Annotated in this window: 23 protein-coding genes; 6 read left to right on the top strand and 17 right to left on the bottom strand. The window is 64.0% G+C overall.

What is annotated here, in order from left to right; translation table 11 throughout:
* Positions 1-108 precede the first annotated feature (108 nt).
* On the bottom strand, positions 109-654 hold the full coding sequence (locus tag NCS00_RS32520; RefSeq protein ID WP_008345698.1) for a DUF4142 domain-containing protein: 546 nt from the start codon (positions 652-654) through the stop codon (positions 109-111).
* A gap of 124 nt (positions 655-778) precedes the next feature.
* Here NCS00_RS32520 and NCS00_RS32515 point away from each other — a divergent pair, with 124 nt between their 5' ends.
* On the top strand, positions 779-1,000 hold the full coding sequence (locus tag NCS00_RS32515) for a DUF2795 domain-containing protein (protein WP_008345700.1): 222 nt from the start codon (positions 779-781) through the stop codon (positions 998-1,000).
* Between the two features lie 32 nt (positions 1,001-1,032).
* On the opposite strand, the gene NCS00_RS32510 is transcribed toward NCS00_RS32515, so the two are convergent.
* Positions 1,033-2,199, bottom strand: coding sequence for a mandelate racemase/muconate lactonizing enzyme family protein (locus NCS00_RS32510; protein ID WP_175982162.1), 1,167 nt, complete (start codon positions 2,197-2,199; stop codon positions 1,033-1,035).
* Positions 2,200-2,317: 118 nt separating this feature from the next.
* Here NCS00_RS32510 and NCS00_RS32505 point away from each other — a divergent pair, with 118 nt between their 5' ends.
* Positions 2,318-3,280, top strand: a complete 963-nt coding sequence (locus NCS00_RS32505) for a LysR family transcriptional regulator (protein WP_008345704.1) — start codon at positions 2,318-2,320, stop codon at positions 3,278-3,280.
* A gap of 15 nt (positions 3,281-3,295) precedes the next feature.
* On the opposite strand, the gene NCS00_RS32500 is transcribed toward NCS00_RS32505, so the two are convergent.
* Positions 3,296-4,330: a methyl-accepting chemotaxis protein gene (locus NCS00_RS32500; protein ID WP_008345706.1), complete on the bottom strand. Its 1,035-nt coding sequence runs from the start codon at positions 4,328-4,330 to the stop codon at positions 3,296-3,298.
* 344 nt (positions 4,331-4,674) lie between these two features.
* On the opposite strand from NCS00_RS32500, the gene NCS00_RS32495 reads away from it, so the two are divergent.
* Together NCS00_RS32495 and NCS00_RS32490 are read left to right on the top strand one after the other, a co-directional pair.
* Complete coding sequence (locus NCS00_RS32495; protein ID WP_250442209.1) at positions 4,675-5,148, top strand: hypothetical protein; 474 nt, start codon at positions 4,675-4,677, stop codon at positions 5,146-5,148.
* 7 nt (positions 5,149-5,155) lie between these two features.
* Entirely contained in the window at positions 5,156-7,465 is a 2,310-nt protein-coding gene (locus NCS00_RS32490; protein ID WP_250442208.1) for a M48 family metalloprotease, read from the top strand.
* Here the strand turns inward: NCS00_RS32490 and scpA are convergent.
* Genes scpA through NCS00_RS32445 form a run of 9 tightly spaced genes read right to left on the bottom strand, consistent with a single transcriptional unit; the run spans position 7,458 to position 16,070 of the window.
* Complete coding sequence (gene scpA, locus NCS00_RS32485; protein WP_250442207.1) at positions 7,458-9,545, bottom strand: methylmalonyl-CoA mutase; 2,088 nt, start codon at positions 9,543-9,545, stop codon at positions 7,458-7,460. The two genes, NCS00_RS32490 and scpA, sit on opposite strands and share 8 nt — an antisense overlap.
* On the bottom strand, positions 9,542-10,366 hold the full coding sequence (locus NCS00_RS32480) for a Pnap_2097 family protein (protein WP_250442206.1): 825 nt from the start codon (positions 10,364-10,366) through the stop codon (positions 9,542-9,544). The genes scpA and NCS00_RS32480 overlap by 4 nt, the downstream gene beginning before the upstream one ends.
* Positions 10,367-10,375: 9 nt before the next feature.
* Positions 10,376-11,665, bottom strand: a complete 1,290-nt coding sequence (locus NCS00_RS32475) for an MSMEG_0569 family flavin-dependent oxidoreductase (protein ID WP_250442205.1) — start codon at positions 11,663-11,665, stop codon at positions 10,376-10,378.
* Positions 11,666-11,695: 30 nt separating this feature from the next.
* Positions 11,696-11,980: an MSMEG_0570 family nitrogen starvation response protein gene (locus NCS00_RS32470; RefSeq protein WP_008345717.1), complete on the bottom strand. Its 285-nt coding sequence runs from the start codon at positions 11,978-11,980 to the stop codon at positions 11,696-11,698.
* A gap of 22 nt (positions 11,981-12,002) precedes the next feature.
* Positions 12,003-12,953, bottom strand: a complete 951-nt coding sequence (locus NCS00_RS32465) for a sll0787 family AIR synthase-like protein (RefSeq protein WP_250442204.1) — start codon at positions 12,951-12,953, stop codon at positions 12,003-12,005.
* Entirely contained in the window at positions 12,950-13,510 is a 561-nt protein-coding gene (locus NCS00_RS32460) for an MSMEG_0567/Sll0786 family nitrogen starvation N-acetyltransferase (protein ID WP_008345722.1), read from the bottom strand. Before NCS00_RS32460 ends, NCS00_RS32465 begins: the two co-directional genes overlap by 4 nt.
* A 1-nt stretch (position 13,511) precedes the next feature.
* Positions 13,512-14,582: an MSMEG_0568 family radical SAM protein gene (locus NCS00_RS32455; RefSeq protein ID WP_008345724.1), complete on the bottom strand. Its 1,071-nt coding sequence runs from the start codon at positions 14,580-14,582 to the stop codon at positions 13,512-13,514.
* Positions 14,575-15,582 carry a Nit6803 family nitrilase gene (locus NCS00_RS32450; RefSeq protein ID WP_033535685.1) on the bottom strand — a complete coding sequence of 336 codons (1,008 nt, stop codon included), beginning with the start codon at positions 15,580-15,582 and terminating at the stop codon, positions 14,575-14,577. Before NCS00_RS32450 ends, NCS00_RS32455 begins: the two co-directional genes overlap by 8 nt.
* Positions 15,583-15,587: 5 nt before the next feature.
* Positions 15,588-16,070 carry an MSMEG_0572/Sll0783 family nitrogen starvation response protein gene (locus NCS00_RS32445; protein WP_008345727.1) on the bottom strand — a complete coding sequence of 161 codons (483 nt, stop codon included), beginning with the start codon at positions 16,068-16,070 and terminating at the stop codon, positions 15,588-15,590.
* A gap of 401 nt (positions 16,071-16,471) precedes the next feature.
* Here NCS00_RS32445 and NCS00_RS32440 point away from each other — a divergent pair, with 401 nt between their 5' ends.
* Entirely contained in the window at positions 16,472-17,863 is a 1,392-nt protein-coding gene (locus NCS00_RS32440; RefSeq protein WP_008345729.1) for an aminotransferase-like domain-containing protein, read from the top strand.
* A gap of 14 nt (positions 17,864-17,877) precedes the next feature.
* Here the strand turns inward: NCS00_RS32440 and NCS00_RS32435 are convergent, their stop codons facing one another.
* Together NCS00_RS32435 and NCS00_RS32430 are read right to left on the bottom strand one after the other, a co-directional pair.
* On the bottom strand, positions 17,878-19,089 hold the full coding sequence (locus tag NCS00_RS32435; protein ID WP_250437863.1) for a DUF2252 family protein: 1,212 nt from the start codon (positions 19,087-19,089) through the stop codon (positions 17,878-17,880).
* Positions 19,090-19,151: 62 nt separating this feature from the next.
* The gene (locus NCS00_RS32430; RefSeq protein ID WP_250442203.1) at positions 19,152-20,171 is read right to left on the bottom strand and encodes an FUSC family protein; all 1,020 of its coding nucleotides are present in this window, start codon (positions 20,169-20,171) and stop codon (positions 19,152-19,154) included.
* A gap of 158 nt (positions 20,172-20,329) precedes the next feature.
* On the opposite strand from NCS00_RS32430, the gene NCS00_RS32425 reads away from it, so the two are divergent.
* Positions 20,330-21,457 (top strand): L-dopachrome tautomerase-related protein, encoded by a 1,128-nt coding sequence (locus tag NCS00_RS32425; RefSeq protein WP_051078957.1) that lies wholly within the window; start codon positions 20,330-20,332, stop codon positions 21,455-21,457.
* A gap of 18 nt (positions 21,458-21,475) precedes the next feature.
* On the opposite strand, the gene NCS00_RS32420 is transcribed toward NCS00_RS32425, so the two are convergent.
* From NCS00_RS32420 to NCS00_RS32410, 3 genes are all read right to left on the bottom strand, one after another.
* The gene (locus NCS00_RS32420) at positions 21,476-21,694 is read right to left on the bottom strand and encodes a hypothetical protein (RefSeq protein ID WP_250437860.1); all 219 of its coding nucleotides are present in this window, start codon (positions 21,692-21,694) and stop codon (positions 21,476-21,478) included.
* 109 nt (positions 21,695-21,803) lie between these two features.
* Positions 21,804-22,148, bottom strand: coding sequence for a response regulator (locus tag NCS00_RS32415; protein WP_008345740.1), 345 nt, complete (start codon positions 22,146-22,148; stop codon positions 21,804-21,806).
* A 105-nt stretch (positions 22,149-22,253) separates the two neighbouring features.
* Positions 22,254-22,691: a CBS domain-containing protein gene (locus tag NCS00_RS32410; protein WP_033535648.1), complete on the bottom strand. Its 438-nt coding sequence runs from the start codon at positions 22,689-22,691 to the stop codon at positions 22,254-22,256.
* Between the last annotated feature and the right edge of the window lie 114 nt (positions 22,692-22,805).

Below are 22,805 nucleotides of genomic sequence, written 5' to 3'. Positions count from 1 at the left end.
GCCTCGTAGACGCGCCAGCGAGCCCGCAAGAAAAAGCAGCCCCGCGTCGTTCCGCGCGGGGCTTCGTCCATCGCTTCGGCTTCGGTGCTCCGAAACCGTCAGCGGGGCTTATTGCACGCCCTTCTTCGCGGCGAGATCCTGCGCCATCTTCAGGTGCTTCTGGATGGTCGGCAGCGCTTTCTGCGCCGCCTTCTTGAGGTCTGCGTTCTGGCCTTCCTGCGCTTCCTTCTGGAAAGCGGCGACGGCCTTCTGATGCCCTTCGACGCCGACCTTCTGAATGTACATGGTGTCGAATTCCTTGCCCTTGAGCGGCTTGAGCGCATCGATAACCGTCGTGTCCGAATTGTCCTTCGGCACTTCGACGCCATGCGGCGCCGCCATCTTCAGCTGCATCGTCAGCTTCGTATGATCGATCATCATGTGATGCGCGAAGCTTTTCACGTCCTTGTCCTGCGACTGGCTGGTCGCCAGCTTGGCCGTGTCGATCTCGGTCGAGCTCGATTCGCTGGCGGCCTGTACGAAAGCCTTGTCCACCGCCGGCAGGTCGTTGGCCTGGGTGGTGCTCGCTGCCTGCGTCTGTGCCAGCACGGTGATAGGCGCCGCGCCGATGAAACCTGCCGCGACGAGTGTAACGAGAGCCGAATGTGCCTTCATGGAAGCCTCCTGAGTAAATGGTCGATTCGCGGCATATGTCAGCAATTGCGATGCCGTGCCCTGCGCTGGACAGGCACAACGGCTGCTGTCGAAGCCCATGATTCATCGATCAAGGGAGCGAATCATGGCAAGCAACTCATCCTCCGGCGGTTCCAACAGCGTGTTCATCGACATGCAGAAAGCCTTGAAGGGCGTCGACTATCCCGCCGACAAGCAGACGCTCGTCGAAACCGCGCGCAGCAACGGCGCAAGCGAAGACGTGATGTCCGCGCTCGATGCGTTGCCGGATCAGCAGTTTCAGACGCCCGCGGAAGTGTCGAAGGCAGTCGGTCAGGAAGAAGGCTGATGCGGTAGACGGCGCGCGCAGCGCATTGCCGCTCAGGTAAGCAGCTTCTTCATCTCGACGATGAGATCGGACTTGCCTTCGAAGCCGATGCCCGGCAGGTCCGGCATCGTGATGTAGCCGTTCTCGACCTTGACGCCGTCGGGGAAGCCGCCGTATGGCTGGAACAGGTCCGGATACGACTCGTTGCCACCGAGACCCAAGCCCGCCGCGATGTTCAGCGACATCTGATGGCCGCCGTGCGGGATGCATCGGCTCGGAGACCAGCCGTGCTCGCGCAGCATGTCGAGCGTGCGCAGATATTCGACGAGACCGTAACTCAGCGCGCAGTCGAACTGAAGCCAGTCGCGGTCGGCACGCATGCCGCCGTAACGGATGAGATTGCGAGCGTCCTGCATCGAGAACAGGTCTTCGCCCGTGGCCATCGGATTGGCATAGTAGTTGCGCAGCGTGGCTTGCAGTTCGAAGTCGAGCGGGTCGCCCGGCTCTTCGTACCAGAAGAGGTCGTATTGCGAGAGCGCCTTCGCATAGCGAATGGCCGTGTCGAGGTCGAAGCGGCCGTTTGCATCGACTGCGAGCTTTTGGCCGTCCTGCAGCACGCTCAGGATGGAGTCGATACGGCGCAGGTCTTCATCGAGCGATGCTCCGCCGATCTTCTTCTTCACGACCGTATAACCCCGATCGATGTAGCTGCGCATCTCGTCCTTGAGCTTTTCGTGATCTTGGCCCGGATAGTAGTAACCGCCCGCCGCGTACACGAAAATCCTGCGGTCCGGCTCACCGTCGCCATAGCGGTCGGCGAGCAGTTGGAATAGCGGCTTGCCCTCGATTTTCGCGACCGCGTCCCAGATCGCCATGTCGATCGTGCCGATGGCGACCGAGCGTTCGCCATGACCGCCCGGCTTCTCGTTCGTGAACATCGTCGCCCAGATCTTGTGCGGGTCGAGATTGTCGCCTGCGTCGTTCACGAGCGAAGCGGGATCGGCTTCGAGGATGCGCGGAATGAAGCGCTCGCGCATCAGCGTGCCCTGGCCGTAGCGGCCGTTCGAGTTGAAGCCGTAGCCGACGACCGGCTCGCCATCGCGCATGACATCGGTGATGACGGCAACCACGCTCAACGTCATCTTGCTGAAGTCGATGTAGGCGTTACGGATGGGTGAGCTGATCGGTACGGTCTTCTCGCGGATTTCGACGATTCTCACGGCAATGTCTCCAGGGTCTTGGCAGGTATTGCAACCCGGCGGCTGCAACGTGGAACGTAGCTTACCCGCGACGAACGCTGCTAAACTGCACTTCCGTTCACATCATTATTCACATCCGGTGAATACCGAAACGCAGACCGCGACCGACTTCGAGTTCTTTATCCTGCTTGCGAAGCTCAGGAGTTTGTCGGGGGCGGCGCGTGCGCTCGATCTGTCTCCGCCCGCCGCGACCAAGCGGCTTGGCGTCATCGAGCAAAGGCTCGGCGTGCGCCTCGTCAACCGGACGACCCGCAGCGTCAGCCTCACGCCTGAAGGGGAAACGTATCTGCGCTACGCGACTCACATCGTCGGACAGGTGCGTGAGATGGAAGAGGCGTTATCGGTCGCGAGCCGCGATCCGCAAGGCCCGTTGCGCATCAATGCAACGCTCGGATTCGGCCGGACGACCATCGCCCCGATCGTTTCGGAATTCGCGAAGCGCTATCCGGGCGTCGAAGTCCAGTTCGAAGTAACGGACCGTCCTGTCGATCTGATCGAAGGCGCGTTCGATCTGGCGATACGCTTCGGCGATCTTCCGGACAGCCGGCTCAGTGCGCGGCGAATCATGAGCAACCGGCGGTTCTTATGCGCGTCGCCGAAATATCTCGAGAAATACGGCACGCCGGAGCGCGTCGAAGAACTGGCTCGGCATCGCTGCATCATTCATCGACAGAACGACGATGCCTACGGCGTGTGGCGCTATATCGTCAATGACCACATCGAGGCGATCAAGGTCAAGGGCGCGCTGTCGAGCAATGACGGCGATATCGTGCTTCGCTGGGCGCTCGACGGACACGGCATTCTGATCCGCTCGGAATGGGATCTCGCGAAGTACGTGCAAAGCGGAAGGCTCAATCTCGTGATGCCGAACACCGTGCTGCCCTCGGCCGATCTCTTCGTCTACTATCCGCGGCAGAAGAATCAGACTGCTCGCGCGCGCGCGTTCATCGATTTCCTGGTCGGCCGGTTTCAGGCGCCCTTCACGCCGGTCGATACAGGCAGCGAACTTCGCGAGCGCAAGAAGCGAAGTCCGCGCCGTTGAGCGACCGCCGATGTCTCATGCCGGCATCTGGCAGATGACGCCGTACCAGCCCAGACCGCGATAGGTCTCGTAACCGGGCGTCGCTGCAAACGATACGACTGCACCGCCGGCATCGCGGTAGAAGCCCGATTCCTTGCCGCCCGTCTGCAAGCGAAAGCGCTCGTTGAGGATGCCCTTGCCATCCGACGCGGCGATCACCCGAAACGACGAATCCAGGATCAGACAGCGCGAGCGCGCCCACTCTTCGTTGCTCAGGCGAACGCCTTTGACGACGGTCTCGGCTTGAGGCGCCCAGTCGAAGAAGATGATGAGCGCTCCGAGCACGCGACCATCCGGCGCGCCGCCCTCGCGAATCGCCGTCGAATACGTCGCGACCTGTGCGTTGTCGAGCGGCGCGACTGTCTCGACATCCGACGCCACGTATTGCGCGCCCGACGCCGTCTTCATTGCGGCCTTGTACCACTCCGCGCCCGCCACGTTCTGCCCGCGCACCGCGTAAGTCGAGTGACGTCCGTTCGCCACGACCACGCCGTTCGCATCGACGACCCAGAGATCCCGATAAACCGTGTAGCTATCCAGGATGACCTTGAGGCGGCTGCAGGCATGATCGCGCGCCGCCGCGCGCTCATCGGCGAGACATCCGACCAATGCCGAGTCCGTCGCCCACCAGCGCACGTCGCAGGAGCGCTCGTACAGGTTGCGGTCGATGATGTCGATCATGTTCAACGCAAGGTCCGTGTACCGCTGACCGTCGAGCGATCGCATCCGCTCGATCATGCTGTCGCCGAGTTCCGTGAGCGTCGCAAGCGATCCGGCAAGCTCTTTGTTGAGGCCGGCCGTGATGTCGGAGATGCGTGTCGATACATGCTTCACCTGCTTGGCGACGACAGCGAAGCCCTTGCCCGCATCGCCGGCGCGGGCAGCTTCGATCAGCGCGTTCAGTGCCAGGAAGGTGGTCTCGCGGTTGATATCGTTGATGTCGCTGATCTTGCCCGAGGCGAGGCGTTTGACTTCATGTGTCAGATCGACGATAGCTTGCGGATTGGACATGTGGCTTCTTCGTAGGGTCGGTTTTGTATCCCGATCAATGCAAGGTTCGCGCCTGTTTGTCTGACGATTGAGTTTTTACGAAGCAAACGTTTGGGAAGTGACGCGTGCTTTCACCGAGCACCAGTGAAGCGAAAACATGCCCTGTTTTGAGCCGCGTTAGTCGTGTTATCAGCGAACGGGCTTCAATCGTAAAAACAAACTGAAAGGCGGCGAAACGTGCGGTAGCGCACAGTTTGTTCAGAAGTGTTGATCGCAACGGTTCAGAACCGGATGCGCTGCTTCGTCCTTAACGACGAACACTTTTCTTCCACACGCGAAGACGCAGCCACGCGTTCAGACAACACATGGACTCGACCGCCGAACACGACCTGATCCGGGACTTGTCCCGCAATGTCCTGATGCAGCTCGCGCCGAACGAGCTGCCGCTTTTCGCGGCGGCGAGCGCGGCGTGGTTTGCCGATCCGGACGCCGCGATGAAGGCATCGAAAAATCGCGATGCCGCGCTCGGCTTCGGCGCCGAATCGTTCTCGATCCTCTTCACGCCGCTCGTGCTTCAGGTCGTGTCGGAGATCATGCCGATCCTCGGCGGCATCGCGCTCAAGGCGGCGGAAACGGCCATCGGCGAAGAAGTGTCCGCGCGCGTGCGGAAGATGTTCCGGGGCGAAGAACCCGAAGCCGTCGCGATCCTGAGCCCCGAACAGTTGGGCGAAGTCCATCGCCATGTGATCGCGGCCGGCTCGCGCCTGCGTCTCGATCGCGCACGAGCCGCGCACCTCGCCGATGCCGTCGTCGCGCAACTGGCCCTGCCGAAGAAGTGAGCGAATCGTGCTGCAATCCGTCACGACGAACACGCGCAGACCGCGGCTCAATCCGTTGCCGTTTCCGTCCGACATCGCGCTGAGGTTCGATCTGCTGATCGTGCTTATCGTGTGCGTCAGCATCCAGTTCTATGGGCATTTCTGGGAAAGCCTGCACGTCGAGGCGACGGAAAAGCTCGTCGCGTGCGCGTCGGATATGTTCGCGGGCGTTTTCGATCCGCGATTACTGACTCGGGACGTGCTGTCCGCTTCGGAAATGCGTGTGCAGTTCGCACCGCAATTCGCGCATTGCATGGCGCTTCTGCGGCCGCAAATGGCGTGGAAAGGCGCGGGAATCGTCGCGACGCTCGCGCTCGCCGGCGTCTTCTACTGGCGCTTTCCCGCGTGGAAGCTGAAGTCGCAGCGGCTCGTGCCGATCGCAAAGGACGATCCGCCCGGTCTTTTCGATGCCCTCATCGCCCTTTGCGGCGAAGCGCAGTTGAATCCGCCGCCCGCGTTCGTCTGGAATCCGCTCGCGACCGGCCTGCCGGTCACGTTCGGGCGTCGCCGCGACTATTACGTCGCGCTCTCCGGCGCGTTCGTCGCCAATTATTTCTACGCGGATCGCGCCGCCTTCCGCGCGATCGTCCTGCATGAACTGGCGCACATCCGTAACCGCGACATCGACAAGACGTTCATGACGATTGCCGCGTGTTTCGCGTTCGTCATCGTGAGCGTCGTGCCCTTGCTCGGCGTCACTCTGTTTGCCGGGCACGCGCTGCGCGACACCGCCTGGTTGCTCGCAAAGACCGGGCTGTGGAGCGCGCTCGTGCTGCTGTCGGGCGCGTCGGTGCTGCGCGTGAGGGAGTTTTACGCGGACGTGCAAGCGTCGCAATGGGACGGCTCGCCCGTTCACGTCGATCGTGTGCTCGCGCGGATGCGCGACGACAGCAACAAGCGCGCGCGCACGTTCCTGAGCCTGCATCCGCGCGGCGATGCGCGTCGCGCCGTGCTCGCCGACACCACGCCGCTCTTTCGCCTCGGCAAGTGGGATGCGCTCGGCATCGGCTTCGGCGCGGGCGTCGTCATCGAAACGATGAACGGTCTCGTGCTCGGCCTCGTGCCCGGCGAAGCGCAAGCGGCGGTCTTGCGCGTGACGATCATCGCGTCGGCGGTGGTGCCGCTCGCCGTGATGATCTTCGCGATCGGCGCGCTCACGACGGGCGTCTGGCGCGGCGCCTATGCAGCGGTGCTGAACGGCCGCGATCCGGTGAAGGGCACGGCGGCGGCGGGCGCCGTGTTCGCGCTCGGCTACTTCGTCAATCAGATGCTCCTCGGCGCGGGGCTGCTTTGGGGCGGCCCGGCCCAGCCGCGCATGACCGCCGACACGCTGACGACGGTGCTCGAAGTCCACGCGGTCGCGCTCGTGCTCGCGGCCATCGGATGCTGGATGATCTGCGACTGGATCGCGCGCTCGGCCGCCGCGTGGACTGGCGTCGCCGTGAGAAGCCGCTCGCCGCTTTTCGCGCTCAGGCTGACGAGCGCGGTTTCCATCGCGGGCGTCGCGGGGATGTTCGCGTGGGGCACGTTCGCGTCGATGTCGATCGTGACGCTCGGGCCGCATCAGACGTTCTATACGTCGCTCGTGATGGTCGCGCCGCCGGTGGTCATCGCGGCGTTCGGGTCGTGGCTTTTTCCGTGGGCATCGCGATGGTTCGGCCGCGCGCGCCGCGAGCTCGCGCCGTCGTCGTGGGTCTTTCTCGACGACGCATTCCGCTTGCGTCTTCCCGAGTTCAGACCGGGCCGCGCGCTGTCGACGGGCATCATCGCCGGGCTCGTCTTCTGTCTCTGGATCGAACTGTTGCGGTTTCGCCGCTTCCTTCCGCACGATGCCGAAAGCACGATCTACGCGACGTTCTCCGCGCTGCTGCACGTCGCGCAACGCGCGGGCGAAAGCGGCTTCGCGATGGTCATGCCGATCGCGCTGACGGCGGCGCTCGCGGCGCTGATCGCGGCGTCGCGTCGGGGCGCGTTCAACGCGCTCTACGGCTTGTGCGCCGGATCGATCGCGGGCGCGGTGATGAGCGTGGGCGGCCTCGTGACCATCGACCTCAACGCGCAATCGACGTTCGAGTCGAGCATGACGTCGGTGCTGCTGTACCTCGGCGTGGCGTCGCTGGCCGCCCTTCCCGCTTCGATGATCGGCGCGCTCGCCGGCACATGGCGCAGGTCTTCGGACGGACATGACCGCTTGTCGATGGTTCGCAAAACGGTCGTCGCCATGCTCGGGATCGTGGTCATCGCCGGATGGATCAAGTCGCTGAGCGACGTCATCTGAAGTCGGCCTGCGAAGTGACCAGGCGCGATTCGGAGCGCGCGTCCGGGCAGATCAACTTCACCAGCCGTTCTACGATCTCGTGCATCGTCGAACCTGGATTGAATATGTCGGCGACGCCTTTCTTTCGCAGCAAGAAGGCGTCTTCGTCGGGCACGATTCCGCCGACGACGAGCGGCGTGTGCACGTCGCGCTCCGCAAGCTCGCGCAGCAATCGAGGCACGAGCGTGCCGTGCGCACCGGCAAGCGACGAGACGCCGATGACATCGTACGGCCGTTGCGCAGCGAGCTTCGCGGCCTGCGCCGGCGATGCAAACAATCCGGTAGCCGTCACATCGAAGCCTGCATCTTCCAGCGCGCACGCCACGACATTCGCGCCGCGATCGTGTCCGTCCAGTCCCAGTTTCGCGATCAACATGCGTGGCTTTCGGCCGAGCGTTTCGCTGAGTTGCGCAACGCGAGCGCATGCCGCGTGCCATGCGTCGTCATGGCGACATTCACCGTACACGCGTGTCGTATTCGCCGATGCCGGATCATGACGCGGCCACACGGCTTCGAGCGCGCGCGTGCATTCACCCACGGTCGCGCGGGCGCGCATGCAATCGATCGTCAGCGCGAGCAGATTGCCGGCATCGTCGCGTGCGGCGCGCGTCAATGCGGCGAGCGCGGCACGCACGCGAGATTCGTCACGCCGACGCAGCACGTCGGCGATTCTGTGCGACTGCTGCACGCGCACGCGTTCGCCATCGATCGCGAGACAGGCGGGCGCATCGTCGCCGGCATCGTCGGCAATAAACGCGTTCGCGCCGACGATCGTCTGCGTTCCCGAATCGATGCGCGCCTGCGTCGCCGCCGCACGCTCCTGAATCCGCCGATGAACCCACCCGGTGCGAATTGCTTCGAGCACACCGCCGCGCGCCTCGATTTCGTCGACGATCTCGCGCGCTTGCGCAGCGACGCTCGCCGTCAGCGATTCCATCATGTACGAACCCGCCCACGGATCGACGACCTCGCACAGCCCCATCTCGTGCTGAAGAATCAATTGCGTGTCGCGTGCGAGCTGCGCAGCGGATGCCGATGGCAACGCAAGCGCTTCGTCATGTGCATTCGTGTGCAGCGATTGCGTGCCGCCGAACACTGCCGCCATCGCTTCGACGGTCGTGCGAACGATATTGTTTTGCGTGCGCGTCGCGCCGAGCGACCAGCCCGACGTCTGGCAATGCATCCGCAGCGCGCGACTCTTCGCCGACGTCGCGCCCTCTTCTTCGGCCATGCCCGACCAGATGAGTCGCGCCGCGCGCAGCTTCGCGATCTCCGCAAAGAAGTCCGCGCCGACGCCGAAGAAAAAGCTCAGTTGCTCGCAGACGGCATCCGCGTTCAGGCCGCGCGCGCGCAGCGCACGCACATACGCGCGGGCGTTGGCGAACGTCAGCCCCAGCTCCAGCGATGCATCCGCGCCCGCTTCCTGAAAGTGATAACCCGAAACGGACAGCGCCTTGAAGCGCGGCATCCGCTCGCTCAAAAACTGCACGACATCCGCGACGATTCGCAGCGACGGTTCCGGCGCGAACACGCAGGTGTTGCGCACCATGAACTCCTTGAGGATGTCGTTCTGCACGGTGCCGGAGAGCGACGCCATCGCGATGCCGCGTTCCTCCGCCGCGACGATGTACGCCGCGAGCACGGGCAGCACGGCGCCGTTCATCGTCATCGACACGGAGACGTGTTCGAGCGCGATGCCTTCGAAAAGACGCGCCATGTCGTCGACGGTATCGATGGCCACGCCCGCAAGACCGACATCGGCGCGCGCTTCATCGTCGGTCGAGTCGTAGCCGAGTTGCGTCGGCAGATCGAACGCGACGGACAAGCCCTGCGCGCCGCGATCGAGCGCCCGGCGAAACGCGAGGTTCGAATCGGCGGCATCGGCGTAACCGGCGTACTGGCGCAGGGTCCACGGTCTCGTCGTGTACATCGACGGATACGGTCCGCGCACGAACGGCGCGGCGCCGGGCATCGAGTCGAGATGCGCGAGACCTTCCAGATCGGCCGCCGTGTAAAGCGGCTTGCGCGGCACGCGGTTCATGCGCGTCTCCGTGTCTTGTGTGTCAGCACGTCGGCGATCTTCACGCCATCGCGCGTGCGCTCGATCTCGCACCAGTGCGCGATGCGCGCATCGTCGATCGACGCGCGCCGAAACGTGGCCCGCAGCCCTTCGCCGACGTTGATGTTGCCGTGATAATGCAGCTCGCGCGACACGAGCGCGGGCAAGTCCGCGAGACGCCACGTTTGCCATTCCGCACGATCGACGAACGCCTGAAAGCTCGCGAAGTACAGAAAGTCGGCGCCGTTGAAGTCGCTGTACGGGCATGGCAAAAACTCGACCGGCGCGGATTCCGCCTCGTGCAAAGCGAATCCGTCGATGCTCGCTCCTGCTTCACGCAGGCGCAGCTTGCGCGCCCTATCCTGCATGTCGGCGATGAGCGGATTCATCGGCGCGATCTCGCCTTTGAGGTTCGCAAAACTCGCCCGCGCGACCGAGCGATTGTTGCGCGCTTCGGTGCGTCGCACGAAGGTGGACATCATCGACAACGCGGCGATCGTGCCGCCTTTGCCGCTTACGCGATGCTCGCTGAAGTGCCGCACCGGACCCACACGCGAAAGCTCGGTGCGTATGCAGAGCGCGTCGTTCTCGCGCACATCGTGCATGCCTTCGGCGCGCAGCCGGATCGACGTGAACGCGGCATACGCGCGGCCGCCTTCGTCGGAGATGAAGTCGCTCGCCGTTTCGCGTGCGAGCGCGTCCCAATGCCGGTCGCCGCACTCTTTCAGCAGCCAGTTCTCCGAGAGCCCCGCGCAATTGAGCTGCGGCATGCCGGCGCGATACGTATCGTCGTGACGAGGCATGAGCTTCCTTTACGCGCACGCGATCGACGCGCGCTCCGGCGCGTTTGCCCGCTCGGCGCACACCGCATCGACGATGTATTGCGCATCGCGCGCCACGCCGGAGAAGCGGCCCGAGCCCCACGTATGCAGCCACGGCAAGCCGACGAAATAAAGGCCCTTCACCGCCGTCACGCCGCGCGTATGCGATGGATAACCGCGTCCGTTGAACACCGGCGCATCGAGCCACGCGAAGTCCGGCGTGAACCCTATGCACCATACGATCGATGTGATCCCGCTCGCCTGCAGGTCGAGCTCCGCGCGCTCTTCCTGCGGCTGCCAGATGGGTACATAAGGCGCGGCGGGAGGCGCGTCGATGCCGTGCTTCGCGATGAAACCGTCGATGCTCGCGTTGATGCGGTTATAGGTATCGTCGGCGTCATCGAGATTCGCGCGCAGGTTGGTCGCGAAACGCAGCTTGCCGTCACGGAAGTCTTCGAGCCGGCCAAACAGTTCCATGCCTTCGAGCGCGAAGCGGCGCAGATCGATGTCGCGTCCGCCGTCGCGGCCCGTGACGTAATGATTGGTGTTGTCGCGCACGCCTTCCCGCAGCGGATGATCGGTCACGGGCATGTCGTAATAGCGCATGTCCGCGAGCCAGTCGACGACATCGCGACCGCGATGAAACCGCGCGCAACGCGGCGCCTCGCCGACCGCGAGATGAACCTTGCGTCCCGACAGATGCAGATCTTCCGCGATCTGCGCGCCTGACTGACCCGAGCCGACGACGAGCACCGCGCCGGGCGGCAGCGCACCGGCGTTGCGATATTCCGATGACTGCACCTGCACGATGTCAGCGGGCAGACGCTCGGCCATGCGCGGCACGATCGGCGTGTGATAGCCGCCCGACGCGACCACGATCTGATCCGCCGTGAACGCGCCGCGCGTGCTCGTCACGGCGAAGCGTCCTTGCGCGTCGCGCGTGACGCGCGTGACCGCCGCGCCCTCGAGCACCGGCGCATTCACCTTGGCGATGAACGCATCGAGATAGTCGATGATCTCGTCCTTCTTCATGAAGCCGTGCGGGTCCGCGCCCTGATACGGATGCCCCGGCAACGCGCATTGCCAGTTGGGCGTCACGAGGCAGAACGTGTCCCAGCGTTGCGTGCGCCATGTGTGCGTGACGCTGTGCTTCTCCAGCACGAGATGATCGATGCTGGCCTGCTTCAGGAAGTAGCTGGCCGAAAGCCCGGCCTGTCCGCCGCCGATGACGATCACGCTGTAATGCGCCGGCGCGGTCTGTGCTGAATCGATGTTCGACATATTCAATCCCTCTACCATTCGACAAGTGAGTCAATCGAGCGCCAGCACGGTGACGCGTGCCTCGTGCGCTTCGCTGAAGCGGCTCGCATCCTCTTCGATGCGCGCAAGCTGATCGAGCGCGGCCGAGCACGCGAAGCCGTATTTCTCCCGCACGCGCTCCGAGCCGATGTGGAGCGCCTCGCGCGAACGCGCGACGAAATCGCCGACGCTATAGCTTTCGCCTGCCGCGAAATACTCGCCGACGACCGTCGAAGGCGAATAGCAGTTCGCCTCGACGCCGTCGGGCCAACGAATCAGAAAATGCATCACTGGCATGGTGTAGCCTCGGTTGCGGGGTTCATCGCGCGCATATGAACGGCTCCTCGTGCAGGTTCCATAGCAACGCGGCATCGCCGTCGCGCGTCAACACGACTTCACGCGATGCATCCACTTCGCCGATCACCGCGCTCGCGAGGTCGCGCGAAGCAAACCGCGCGAGCACTTCCTCGACCTGTTCGGGACGCACGGACAGCACGAAGCCGAAGCTCGGAAACGCCGTGAGCCAACGCTCGAAATCGACGCCTTCGGGACAGGGCAACGCATCGAGATCGATGCGCGCGCCGGCCTTCGAGCATTCGAGCAACATCAGCGCGGTGCCGAGCACGCCCGCCATGCTGATGTCCTTCGCGGCGTCGCACAGGCCGTCTTCGGCTAGCGCGGGCAGCAGTTCGTAATCGCCGCGCGCGCGGCCAGCAGGCGCGCTCACCGATGCATTCCAGAACGGATAAGGCTCCTCGAAACGGCCGCGCAAATCGACGGCCATCACGAGCGCATCGCCGGGGCGCGCGTCGAAGCTCGTCAAAAGCTTCCTGGCCCGCCCGACGATCGCCACCGCGAGCTGCGCGCCGTCGCTGCGCACGTTGCTATGGCCGCCGACGATCGGCACGCCATACGCCGACGATGCCGCCGCCATGCCCGCGAGCACCTCGGATGCCGCTTGCGCGTCGCCGCTCCACAAGGCATCGACGACGGCGAGCGGACGTCCGCCCATCGCGTAGATATCGCTCACGTTCACCATCACGCCGCTGTAGCCCGCGAACCACGGCATCGCGCGCACGAAGTCGCTCACCAGCCCTTCGATGGCGAAGAGCAGATAGCCGTCGCCATCGGGAATCGCGGCGCAGTCGTCGCCTATCGGCACGGCCTGAGCGCCTTCAGGCAGCCGCGACAACACGCCCGAGATATCGCTCTTGTGACGAAAGCCGCGACTCTCGCGCAAGCGTTCGACGAGACCGGCCAGCGCGTTCACGACGGCCTCCGCGCCAGCGCGACGAATCCGCTTTGCGGCGTGACGCACGGCGGATACGCATCGAGTTGCGCGCGCATCAGATGATGCGGGCGGCCGAAGAGCGTCTCTTCCCGCTGCGTGTCCCAGCGCAGACGCCGGAAAAGCGGCACGTTCTGCGCCTGCACATGCGCGAGAAAAGTCTCGCATCCGAGCGCGTGTGCGCTCGACACCGCGAGCCGGATCAGCGTCGAGCCGATCTTGCCGTGCGAACGGAAAGCGGCGTGCACGGCGAGCCGCGAGCCGAGCCACACGCGCGGCTGCGTCTCGTGGATGCGTACCGTGCCGACGACCTGCTCCGGCATGCCCGCGACGCAACTCAGCGCAACGAGCAGTTGCGCGCGTTCGTCGATCTCGTCGCGATCGTCGCCGACGAACACGCCCTGCTCGATGCAGAACACCGCGCGGCGCAGCTTGTACGCTTCATCCGCTTCCCACGGCAGCGTCGCCCACTTGACGCGATATTCGACCGGCGTATAGGCGAGATCGAATGCATCGCCCTCGATGGCTTCGACGAACATGTCACACCTCGTACGAAGAAAGCGACGAGCACGCGCCGCATTTGCCGCAGCCCGCTTTGATATCGGCGGAACGCATGTTGGCGTTTGCGAGCATCGCGCCGATGGGCGCCAGCACCGAGCGCATGAATTCGGGCGTGGGCGCGGGATGATCTTCGAGCGGCGTGCCGCTGATCGGCACGAAGGGCACGACGAACGGATACACACCGAGCGCGATGAGCTCGCGCGCCGTATCGACGATGGCCTGCGCGCTGTCGCCGAGCCCCGCGAGAATGTACGTGCTCACCTGTCCGCGTCCGAAGACGGCGACCGCCGCCTCGAAGGCTTCCATGTAACGCGCGACCGGCACCGTCGCCTTGCCCGGCATGATGCGTTCGCGCACGGAAGGCGTCACCGCTTCGAGATGCATGCCGAGCGTGTCGATGCCGCTTGCCTTCATGCGCTCGAACCAGCGATCGTCGTCGGGCGGCTCGCATTGCGCCTGGATCGGCAGATCGACCGCGGCCTTGATCGCGAACGCGCTTTCGCAAAGGATCTGCGCGCCGCGATCGGATGTGGGCGGCGTGCCGGTCGTGAGCACCATATGCTTGACGCCATCGAGAAGCACGGCTGCGCGCGCGACTTCGGCAAGCTGCTCCGGCGTCTTGCGCGCGATCGTGCGCCCCGCCGCGAGCGACTGGCCGATCGCGCAGAACTTGCACGACTTGCGCCGGCTCTCGTAGCGGATGCAGGTTTGCAGCACGGTCGTCGCGAGCACGTCGGCGCTATGCAGCGTCGCGATGTGCGAGTAAGGCACGCCGTCGAGCGTCTGCATCGCATAGAAGCGCGGCGCCTTCGGAAAGCTGATGCTCGCGATCGGAATGGTGTTGCGCATCAGCGCGCTTTTGCCGTTCGCATCGGGCTCCCCGGCGACGAACGGCGATTCCCACGCGGTGCTCGTATGCACGGGCACCATGATGGTCACGCCATCGACCGTGACCGCCTTGTGATCCGACGGTCCCGCGCCGCCGCGCCGGCTCGACACGCCCGCGCGCGGATCGACGAGCCGCAGGCCCGTCGACTGAAGCTCAGTCATCAATTGCCGTGTCGATGCCGGCAGGTTCTCTCGGGCGCTCATCGTGTTCGGTGTCCTTGAAGGAAGTGACGGGCGATGCCGGGCGATCGTTGATCGCGAGGCTCAGCAGTTCGGGCCGTGCGTAATGACCGACCGAATCCATCATGCGTTTGCGCTTCGTGATGAGCGCCATGTCGAGATCGGCGATCACCATGCCCTCGCCTTCGCGCAAAGGCTCGGCGAGATGCTGGCCTTCGGGCGAGACGATCGCCGTGTTGCAGCCGCCGCGCAGCGCGCGTTGCAGATTCGGATCGGGCGTGACGGCTTCGATCTGCGCATCGGTGAGCCAGCCCGTCGCGTTGACGACGAAGCAGCCCGATTCGAGCGCGTGATGGCGGATCGTCACTTCGATCTGCTCCGCGAAGATCGGACCGACCAGCGAGCCGGGGAACTGGCTGCAATGGATCTCTTCGTGCTGCGTCATCAGCGCATAGCGCGCGAGCGGGTTGTAGTGCTCCCAGCACGCGAGCGCGCCGACTCGTCCGACGCCCGTTTCGACGACCTTGAGGCCGGCTGCGTCGCCTTGCCCCCAGATCATGCGTTCATGAAACGTCGGCGTGATCTTGCGGCGCTTGAGCAGCAGCTTGCCGTCGGTATCGAAGATGAGCTGCGTGTTGTACAGGCTGCCGTGATCGCGCTCGTTCACGCCGAGCACGACGACCATGTTCGCGAGCCGCGCGTGTTCGGCCACCGCCTGCGTGACCGGCCCCGGCACCACGACCGCTTCCTCGTAGAGCTTCATGTGATCCGCGCCCGATGCCACCGGCGCGCGCACGAACGAGAAATACGGGTAATACGGCACGAAGGTCTCGGGGAACACGATGAGTTGCACGCCCTGCGCCGCGGCTTCGTCGATGGCCGTGCAGACGCGGTCGAGCGTGCCGTTCGGACGCTCGAAGTCCGGCGTGATCTGCACGGCGGCGGCGCGCACGATGCGCTTTTTCGAAAGGGCATCGGCCATGATCGTCACACGGTCCACGTATGGATGACGAGCGCATTCTCCTTGCGATGAAGCAACTGGAGATCGAGCACGTCGAGCGGGTTGATCGGACGAATGCCTTCGATCAGCGAGGCTTCGCCGTGTCCGTAAAGCGCCTGCAATGCGAAGCGGCACGCGTACACCTTGCCGCCCTCGGCCATGAACTTCTGCAGTTGCTTGTTGAAGTTGAGGTGGCCGGGGAAGGCTTCGTCGCCGAGCGTCGGAAAACCGCGTTGCAGACCGAGCGTGACGCCGGGACCGTAGAGCAGCACCGACGTATCGAAACCCTTGCGTTGCAGACGCGTGGCCTGCAGCATGTTCACGAAGCCGATCGAGCCTTCGAACGCAACCGTATGAAACGTGACGAGCGCCTTTTCGCCGGGTTCGGCCTTCACATCCTCGAAGACTTTCTCTTCGTAGTCGACCAGAAAGTCGCCGTTCTTGTGAAGCGGTTGATTGACTGCGGGCATGGCATTCTCCGATGTATGGGTTCGCGAACGAGCCGTCGCTCTCGATCGTGGTCGATCGCATTCATCGCGACGGCGAACGCTAAAACGCAACGGATATGCCAATGATTGGCCCGCGAAATGCAATCACTTTGCAATCAAGCAAAACGATCTTGCATGCGCGAAGCGAAAATTTTTTGCGGAAGCCTTGATTCACGGGCCTTCGCGACGCGCCGCCTCGCTCATGCCCGCCTGCCCCACGCACGATTTCAGCGCAGAAAAGCGTGTGCATGGTGCGCGGCACACCGAAGCCGTGCATCGATGCGATCAATGCAATCAAGTGCGATCAGCGCATGCGATCTCTTTTCGATCGATTGTTTTGTCATGCTAAGGTCATCCGAACCATCGCCGGAGACATCGCGGTCATGAATCAGCTTGCGCATCACTGGGTCAGGAAGCTCGAAGACAGCAGAAAGCCCGCTTATCTGACGATTCCCGATCTGATCGAGGAAGACTTGGCGAGCGGCCGGCTTCGTCCGAGAGACCGGCTGCCCGGTCTGCGCGACCTCGCCGATCTGCTCGGGCTCAACTACACGACCGTCGCGCGCGCGTATGCCGAAGCGCGCAAACGCGGCCTGCTGGATTCACGCGCGGGCAGCGGCACGTTCGTGCGCGGCAGGACGCAGACCTTGCCGCTCGCGGGCGGCAGCAGTGTCGAGATGTCGATGAACATGCCACCCGAACCGCCGGCGCTCGCGGCGCGGCTGCGTGCGTCGGCGGCGAGTCTGATGGAACGCGCCGATCCGTTTCAGTTGCTGCGCTATCAGGATTTCGGCGGCACGACGGCGGATCGCGTTGCGGGCCGCGAGTGGCTCAAGGCACGCATTCCCGATGTCGATGTCGATACCGTGCTCGTCTGTCCCGGCATTCATGGCGCGCTCGTCGCGCTCGTTTCGCAGCTTGCGCGGCCGGGTGAAATGATCTGTCTGGATTCGCTCGCTTATCCGGGGATCAAGGCGATCGCATCGCAACTGGGCGTGCGTCTGCAAGCCGTGTTGCGCGACGATGAAGGGCCGCTGCCGCATGCGTTCGAGGCATTGTGCCGAACGGAAAAGCCCGGCGGCTTCTATTGCAATCCGACCTTGCAGAATCCGAGCACGTTGACGTTGACGCGGCAGCGGCGCGAAGCGCTGGCCGATGTGGCCTTGCGTTATAACGTCCCGATCATCGAGGACGAGCCTTACGGCATGTTGCCTTGCGATGCACCCGCCACGCTTGCCGAACTCGCACCCGAACTGACGTATCACGTAACCGGCTTATCGAAGACGCTTGGCGCGGGGTTGCGTGTCGCGTATCTGAAGGCGCCGACGTCGCGGCAGACTCAGCGCATCGCGGGAGCGTTGCGGGCGACGTCGGTCATGCCGAGCCCGTTCACCGTGCTGCTCGCAACGCAATGGATCAACGATGGCACCGCCGCCGACGTGCTCGATTCCATTCGCGATGAAGCGGCGGCGAGGCAGGCTATCGCGTCGGCGGAGCTTCGAGGTCTCGCCTTCGACGCGGATCCGCAAGGGTTTCATCTCTGGCTGCCCGTGCCTTCGATGTCCGACTGGAGCGCGCCGGAACTCGCGTTGCAGTTGCGCAATCAAGGCATCGGCGCGGTGGCCGGCGCCGCGTTCTCTACCGATGGCAATCCGCCGAATGCGCTGCGGCTGTGTCTCGGCGGGCCACAGGATCGCGAGGATTGCCGCGAAGCGCTAAGGCGCGTGGCGGACATGATGGCCGATCCGCATCATCTGCATATGCCGATGCTTTGAAGCGATGCGTACCCTCACGCGTCGGTCGCGTAACGGCGGCAATGCTCGAGGTAGCCCGCTTCGTGGCTGCTCACCAACTGCACGATGCTGTTCCAAAGCCATAGCGGCGCGTCGATGGTCTTCGATCGATTGCGGCCGAGTTCGGCTCGCCACTCGCGCTTCGTTGCGTCGTCCATCTGACGCGCATGCGCCTTGCCTACGACACCCGCGAGATAATGCGCGACGTGCATCGCGTCATCCTTGCCGAGTTGCTCGATCTCGAGTTTCATGTCCTGCGGCAACAACTCGCGGATCACCACGCCGCGATCGAGCAGGCGGGCCGCGCGCATGCGTTCACCGAGAAACGGCGACAGGTTTCGCGCGCCTTCGAGGACGCGCAAGGCGTTGTCGCGCGGCATCGCGACGTCGTCGTAACGGGGCGCGGCGGCCTTCACGCCTTCCTTGATGTCCATCAGACACAGGTCGTCGCCTTCGACGACGCCACCATCGACATCGAGCAGGACCGCATAACGCAGACGGCCGAGCGAGCTGCAACCCTTCACCCAGTACGCCGCGTCCAGCACGACGATCTCGCCCGAATCCTTGCGTCCCTTCAGGCTCGTCGGCAGGCTTGCGATGTCCTCATCGGCGAAGAGCGCTTCGATCGCCTTTCGCTCGTCTCCGGCAAGCGGCCAGAAGCGTTTGCCCAAGGGAATCGTCGGATGCAGGTCCTCGATGCGCTCGCGCGCGAGATGCTGCCACGATCGATGCACGGCTTCCTTCATCGTCACGTGAACGGGTTCGGGACGCTTGATGTCGATGACTTCATCCGCGAATGCCGATTCATATCCTGCGGCCAGCGCCTCGATCATTCGCACGACGTTCAGCCCCGACAACGATGATCCGCGCGCAGCCGTCGCAAGTGACAAGCCCAGACGAACGACGTCATGCACCGGGTTGCCGATCACCGTCTGATCGAGGTCGCGAATCTGGATTTCCACTTTGCCTTTGGCATTGGCAATCGGTCCGAGATTGCCTGTGTGGCAGTCGCCGCAAATCCACACCGCCGGGCCGCGAGGCAACGAATCGCCGTTCGCCTCCATCACCCACTCATAGAATCGTTCGGTATTGCCCCTGACGTACGCGTGCGGCGAGCGCGCCATTTTGCAACGGCGCAGTTCGGTCAGAAGCGCCTGCCGGTCATCGGGCGCGGGCATGCCTTTGTTCGCTTTGCTGTTCTTGCTCATATCCGATTGCCGTAGGTGGTCGGAAGACAGAGCAGATGGTGTGCCGTCGTCTTGCAAACGGCTTACGCGGATCGATCGAAGCGTGTTTCCAGCACGCCGGCGATATTCGCCAGATTCGCCTTGATCTGTTCCAGTGCGAACGACAGCGTCGACAACGCCTGCAACTGCCGTGAGTCGTTCGCGTAGCCGAGAATCACGTTCGCGATATCCGATTGGACGGCAGCGGACGCATCGTTCAGCGGCCCGAGGAAGCGTTCGGCAGGCGGCAGCGGTGCGCCGCCGCGCATCCATGCAGCCAGTGCCTGCAGATAGCCGCTTGCGCAATCGCGCACGAGTTCGATGCGCTCCGCGAGCGGCTCCGTTTCCTCGTTCGTCAGCCAGCCGCATTGCGATTGCCCGATGCGATCGAGCAGCACCAGTCCATGCCATAGCGTTTCGAAAGCGACGAGCGCGGCGCCGAGCGACGATCCGGTTTCGAAGCGCGCACGCACGCGCGTCTCGCCGCAGACCGCGCGCGCTTCGACGAGATGGCGCAGAAAGCGCTCATGCAGCGCATCGACGCGTTCGCGGTTTTCGAGCGGACCGAGGATCGGCATCGTCGCGAGCAACGCACGGCAGTCATCGAGAAGCTCGCCCATGATCTCGAAGGCGCGCGAACGCGACAGTTGCGGCCACACGCTCGACGACACACCGATGCCGATGGCCGCGCCCAGCGCGATCGCTTCGGCGCGCGACACCGCGCCTGCAACGCCCGCCGATGGTTCGAGCGCGAGCGCCGCCGCCACGACGATGCTGTAGTTCGTCGTCGGGAAGAGCGTCGACGCAAGGCATGTGACGAGCGTCGCGAGACCGAGTCGCGGGAAGGCATCGGCGGCATCGGGAAAGAAATGCAGCGTCGCGAGGCCCACCACGGTGCCGATTGCCGCGCCGATCATCTGGCCTACGCCGTACTTGAGGCTGCGGTCGAAGCTCACCTGCAGCGCGAACAGACTGGAAAAAACGCCCCACGTTGTACTGGATGAACCGATGAAATTCATGCACGCATACGTCAGCACGCTCGCGATGAGCGATTGCACGCACATGCGCAGCGCATCGAACCGGCCGATGCGTCGGGGGCGTCTTCGTATGATTGTCAATTCGGCTTGAGTCGCTGAGAGGTTTGCACGATGCGAGCATCGCCTGTGCCCATGCCACGGCATTGCGATTGCTGAAATGGCGCATCCCCGAATCGGAGCCGATCATGAGACCGCTCGTCAAAACCCTCCTCGTTCTGAGCCTCGCCGCCCTCTCGCCGATGGCCAGCGCAGAGGAAACCGCCAGCCGACACGACCGGCAACGCGGCGATGCCAGGCTTCAGCTCGTCGCGACCTTCGAGCATCAAGTGACCGGCGTTACCGTGACGCCCGATGGCCGCACCTTCGTCAACTTTCCGCGCTGGACGGAAGACGCGCCGATATCCGTCGCCGAGCTCGGCAGCACCGGCGACCTGCGCCCCTATCCCGATGCCGATTGGAATAGCTGGCGCAATTCACGTCGCGATGAAGTCACGCCGCAGGATCACTGGGTCTGCGTTCAGTCCGTCGTCGCGGACAAGCGCGGCAATCTGTGGGTCATCGATCCGGGTGCGCCGGCGCAGTCGCTCGTCGTGCCGGGCGCGCCGAAGCTCGTGCAGATCGATCTGGCATCGAACCGCGTCGCGCATGTCTATTCGTTCGATGAAACGATCGCGCCGCAAGGCAGCTATCTCAACGATGTCCGCATCAGCCCGGACGGCCGCTTCGTCTATATCACCGATTCGGGCGTACGCGGCGCGATCGTCGTTGTCGATACGGCGTCCGGCTCGGCGCGCCGCGTGCTCGACGGCGACCCGAGCACGCAGGCCGACAAGAGCGTGACCGTGATGGTCGACGGCAAGCCGCTGCAGCAGACCGACGGACGGCGCGTGAGCTTTTCCGCCGACGGCATCGCGCTGACGCCCGATGGGCGCTATCTGTACTGGCAGGCGGTGAAGGGCAAGACGCTGTATCGCATCGCGACCGACGCGCTTCAGAACGCGCAGTTGAGCGCGCAGCAGGTTTCGTCGCGCGTCGAAGCGGTCGGCATCGACGGTCCCGCCGACGGTCTCTGGTTCGACGAGCGCGGACGGCTTTACGTGTCGTCGGTCGAACATCACGCGATCCGCGTGCGTGACGGCGATCGCTTCACGACGCTGCTGCGCGACAAGCGTCTCGTCTGGCCCGACACGTTCTCGGAAGGCGCGGACGGCACGATCTACGTCACGGATTCGCGCATTCCCGACATGAACTGGTTCGATCCGCAAAGCCCCGTCGCGTTACCGACGCGGCTCTATGCGATCAGGGGACGCTAACGAATGCCGTCTTCGTCGCTAGCTGACGAAGACGATCTCCTGAACATATGAACTGCTGCAAGTGAAATGGGCGATGCGTCCGATGCGCAAGTGAAGAAGCACTTGCTCGAGTCCTTGGACTTCCCTGCCGTCCTTCTGCTGGCCGACGACGTTCGCGCGGCTCGCCTCGGGCCCGTTGCGCTTCAGATCGATGATGCGGCGGATGGCGCCCTGCGTGTTGGTGAAGTATCGGTTCATGAAGGCGCACGTGCGTTGTCGTGCTGCGATCGTAGCGTCGCTCACCTCAAGCGAATGTTATGCAGGATACGTAGCCGCGCGATCCGCGCAACGTCGCACGCACGGCGCCTCAGCAGCTTCGGATGACATCCGTGAGTTCCGATGCGGTAACGGGCTTGCGCAGATAGCCGTCGAATTGACGCGATGAATCCATGTCGAATCCGCGCGTACCGGTCACCGCGACGATGCACGCCTCCGTCGATGCGCCCGCGCAGCGCACGAATTCGCAGAGCTTGCGTCCGTCGATATCCGGCAAGCCGATATCCATGAACACGGAGTCGTAGCGAGTCTGGCCTGTCATGCGCAGCGCCTCGCCGCCGGTACGCGCGACGTCCGCGTGATGGCCGAGCGAGGCGGCCAGTTCGGCGAAAGCCGCGGCGACGTTTGCATCATCTTCGACGAACAGAAACAGCATTGTCGATTCCGGCCGATTGCGGCCGGCTCCCGGTGTTTGAAGGGACGCGCATCCTGTCGCAACGCGAGCAAATCCCGTACCGCTCGGACGGACTTCGACACGACGCTATTTCGGTTCATCGCGACTCGGCACGGACGGCGTCGATATCGCGCCGAGCGTCGACGCAACTTCGCCGTCCGACCATGTCGCGATATCTCCCAGCGCAAGCATCCCGACGAGTTGCTTTTCTCCGTTCACGACGGGCATACGGCGTATCTGCAACCGTTCCATCCGGCGCATCGCGTCTTCGATATCGTCGCTCTCGAAGCACCATTCCACCGGCTCGCTCGCCACTTCCTGCACGGCGCACGAAGCATCCTTGCCCGCCGATACCGCGCGAACCACGATATCGCGATCCGTCACGACGCCCTTGAGCCGCGTGCCGTCGCATACCGGCAGCGCGCCCACGTTCAATTCGTCCATCAGCTCGGCCGCGCGGCGAATCGTGTCGCCCGACGCGATCGCCTGCACGTCTCGTGTCATTACATCGGCTACCTTGGTCATGACATTCTCCCGTCTGAATCACGCTGTTCTCGCGATGAGAGAAACAGCATCCGTCATGCCCTCGTCTCGCGTCAGCGTGCGGCACGGCGATTGCTAATCAGGTCGCACGTCCGC

Source organism: Caballeronia sp. AZ1_KS37 (genome assembly GCF_023631165.1).
In the GTDB taxonomy this organism is placed as follows: domain Bacteria; phylum Pseudomonadota; class Gammaproteobacteria; order Burkholderiales; family Burkholderiaceae; genus Caballeronia; species Caballeronia zhejiangensis.
The sequence above is the reverse complement of the archived record's forward strand: the minus strand, read 5'-3'. Positions and strand labels throughout refer to the sequence as shown.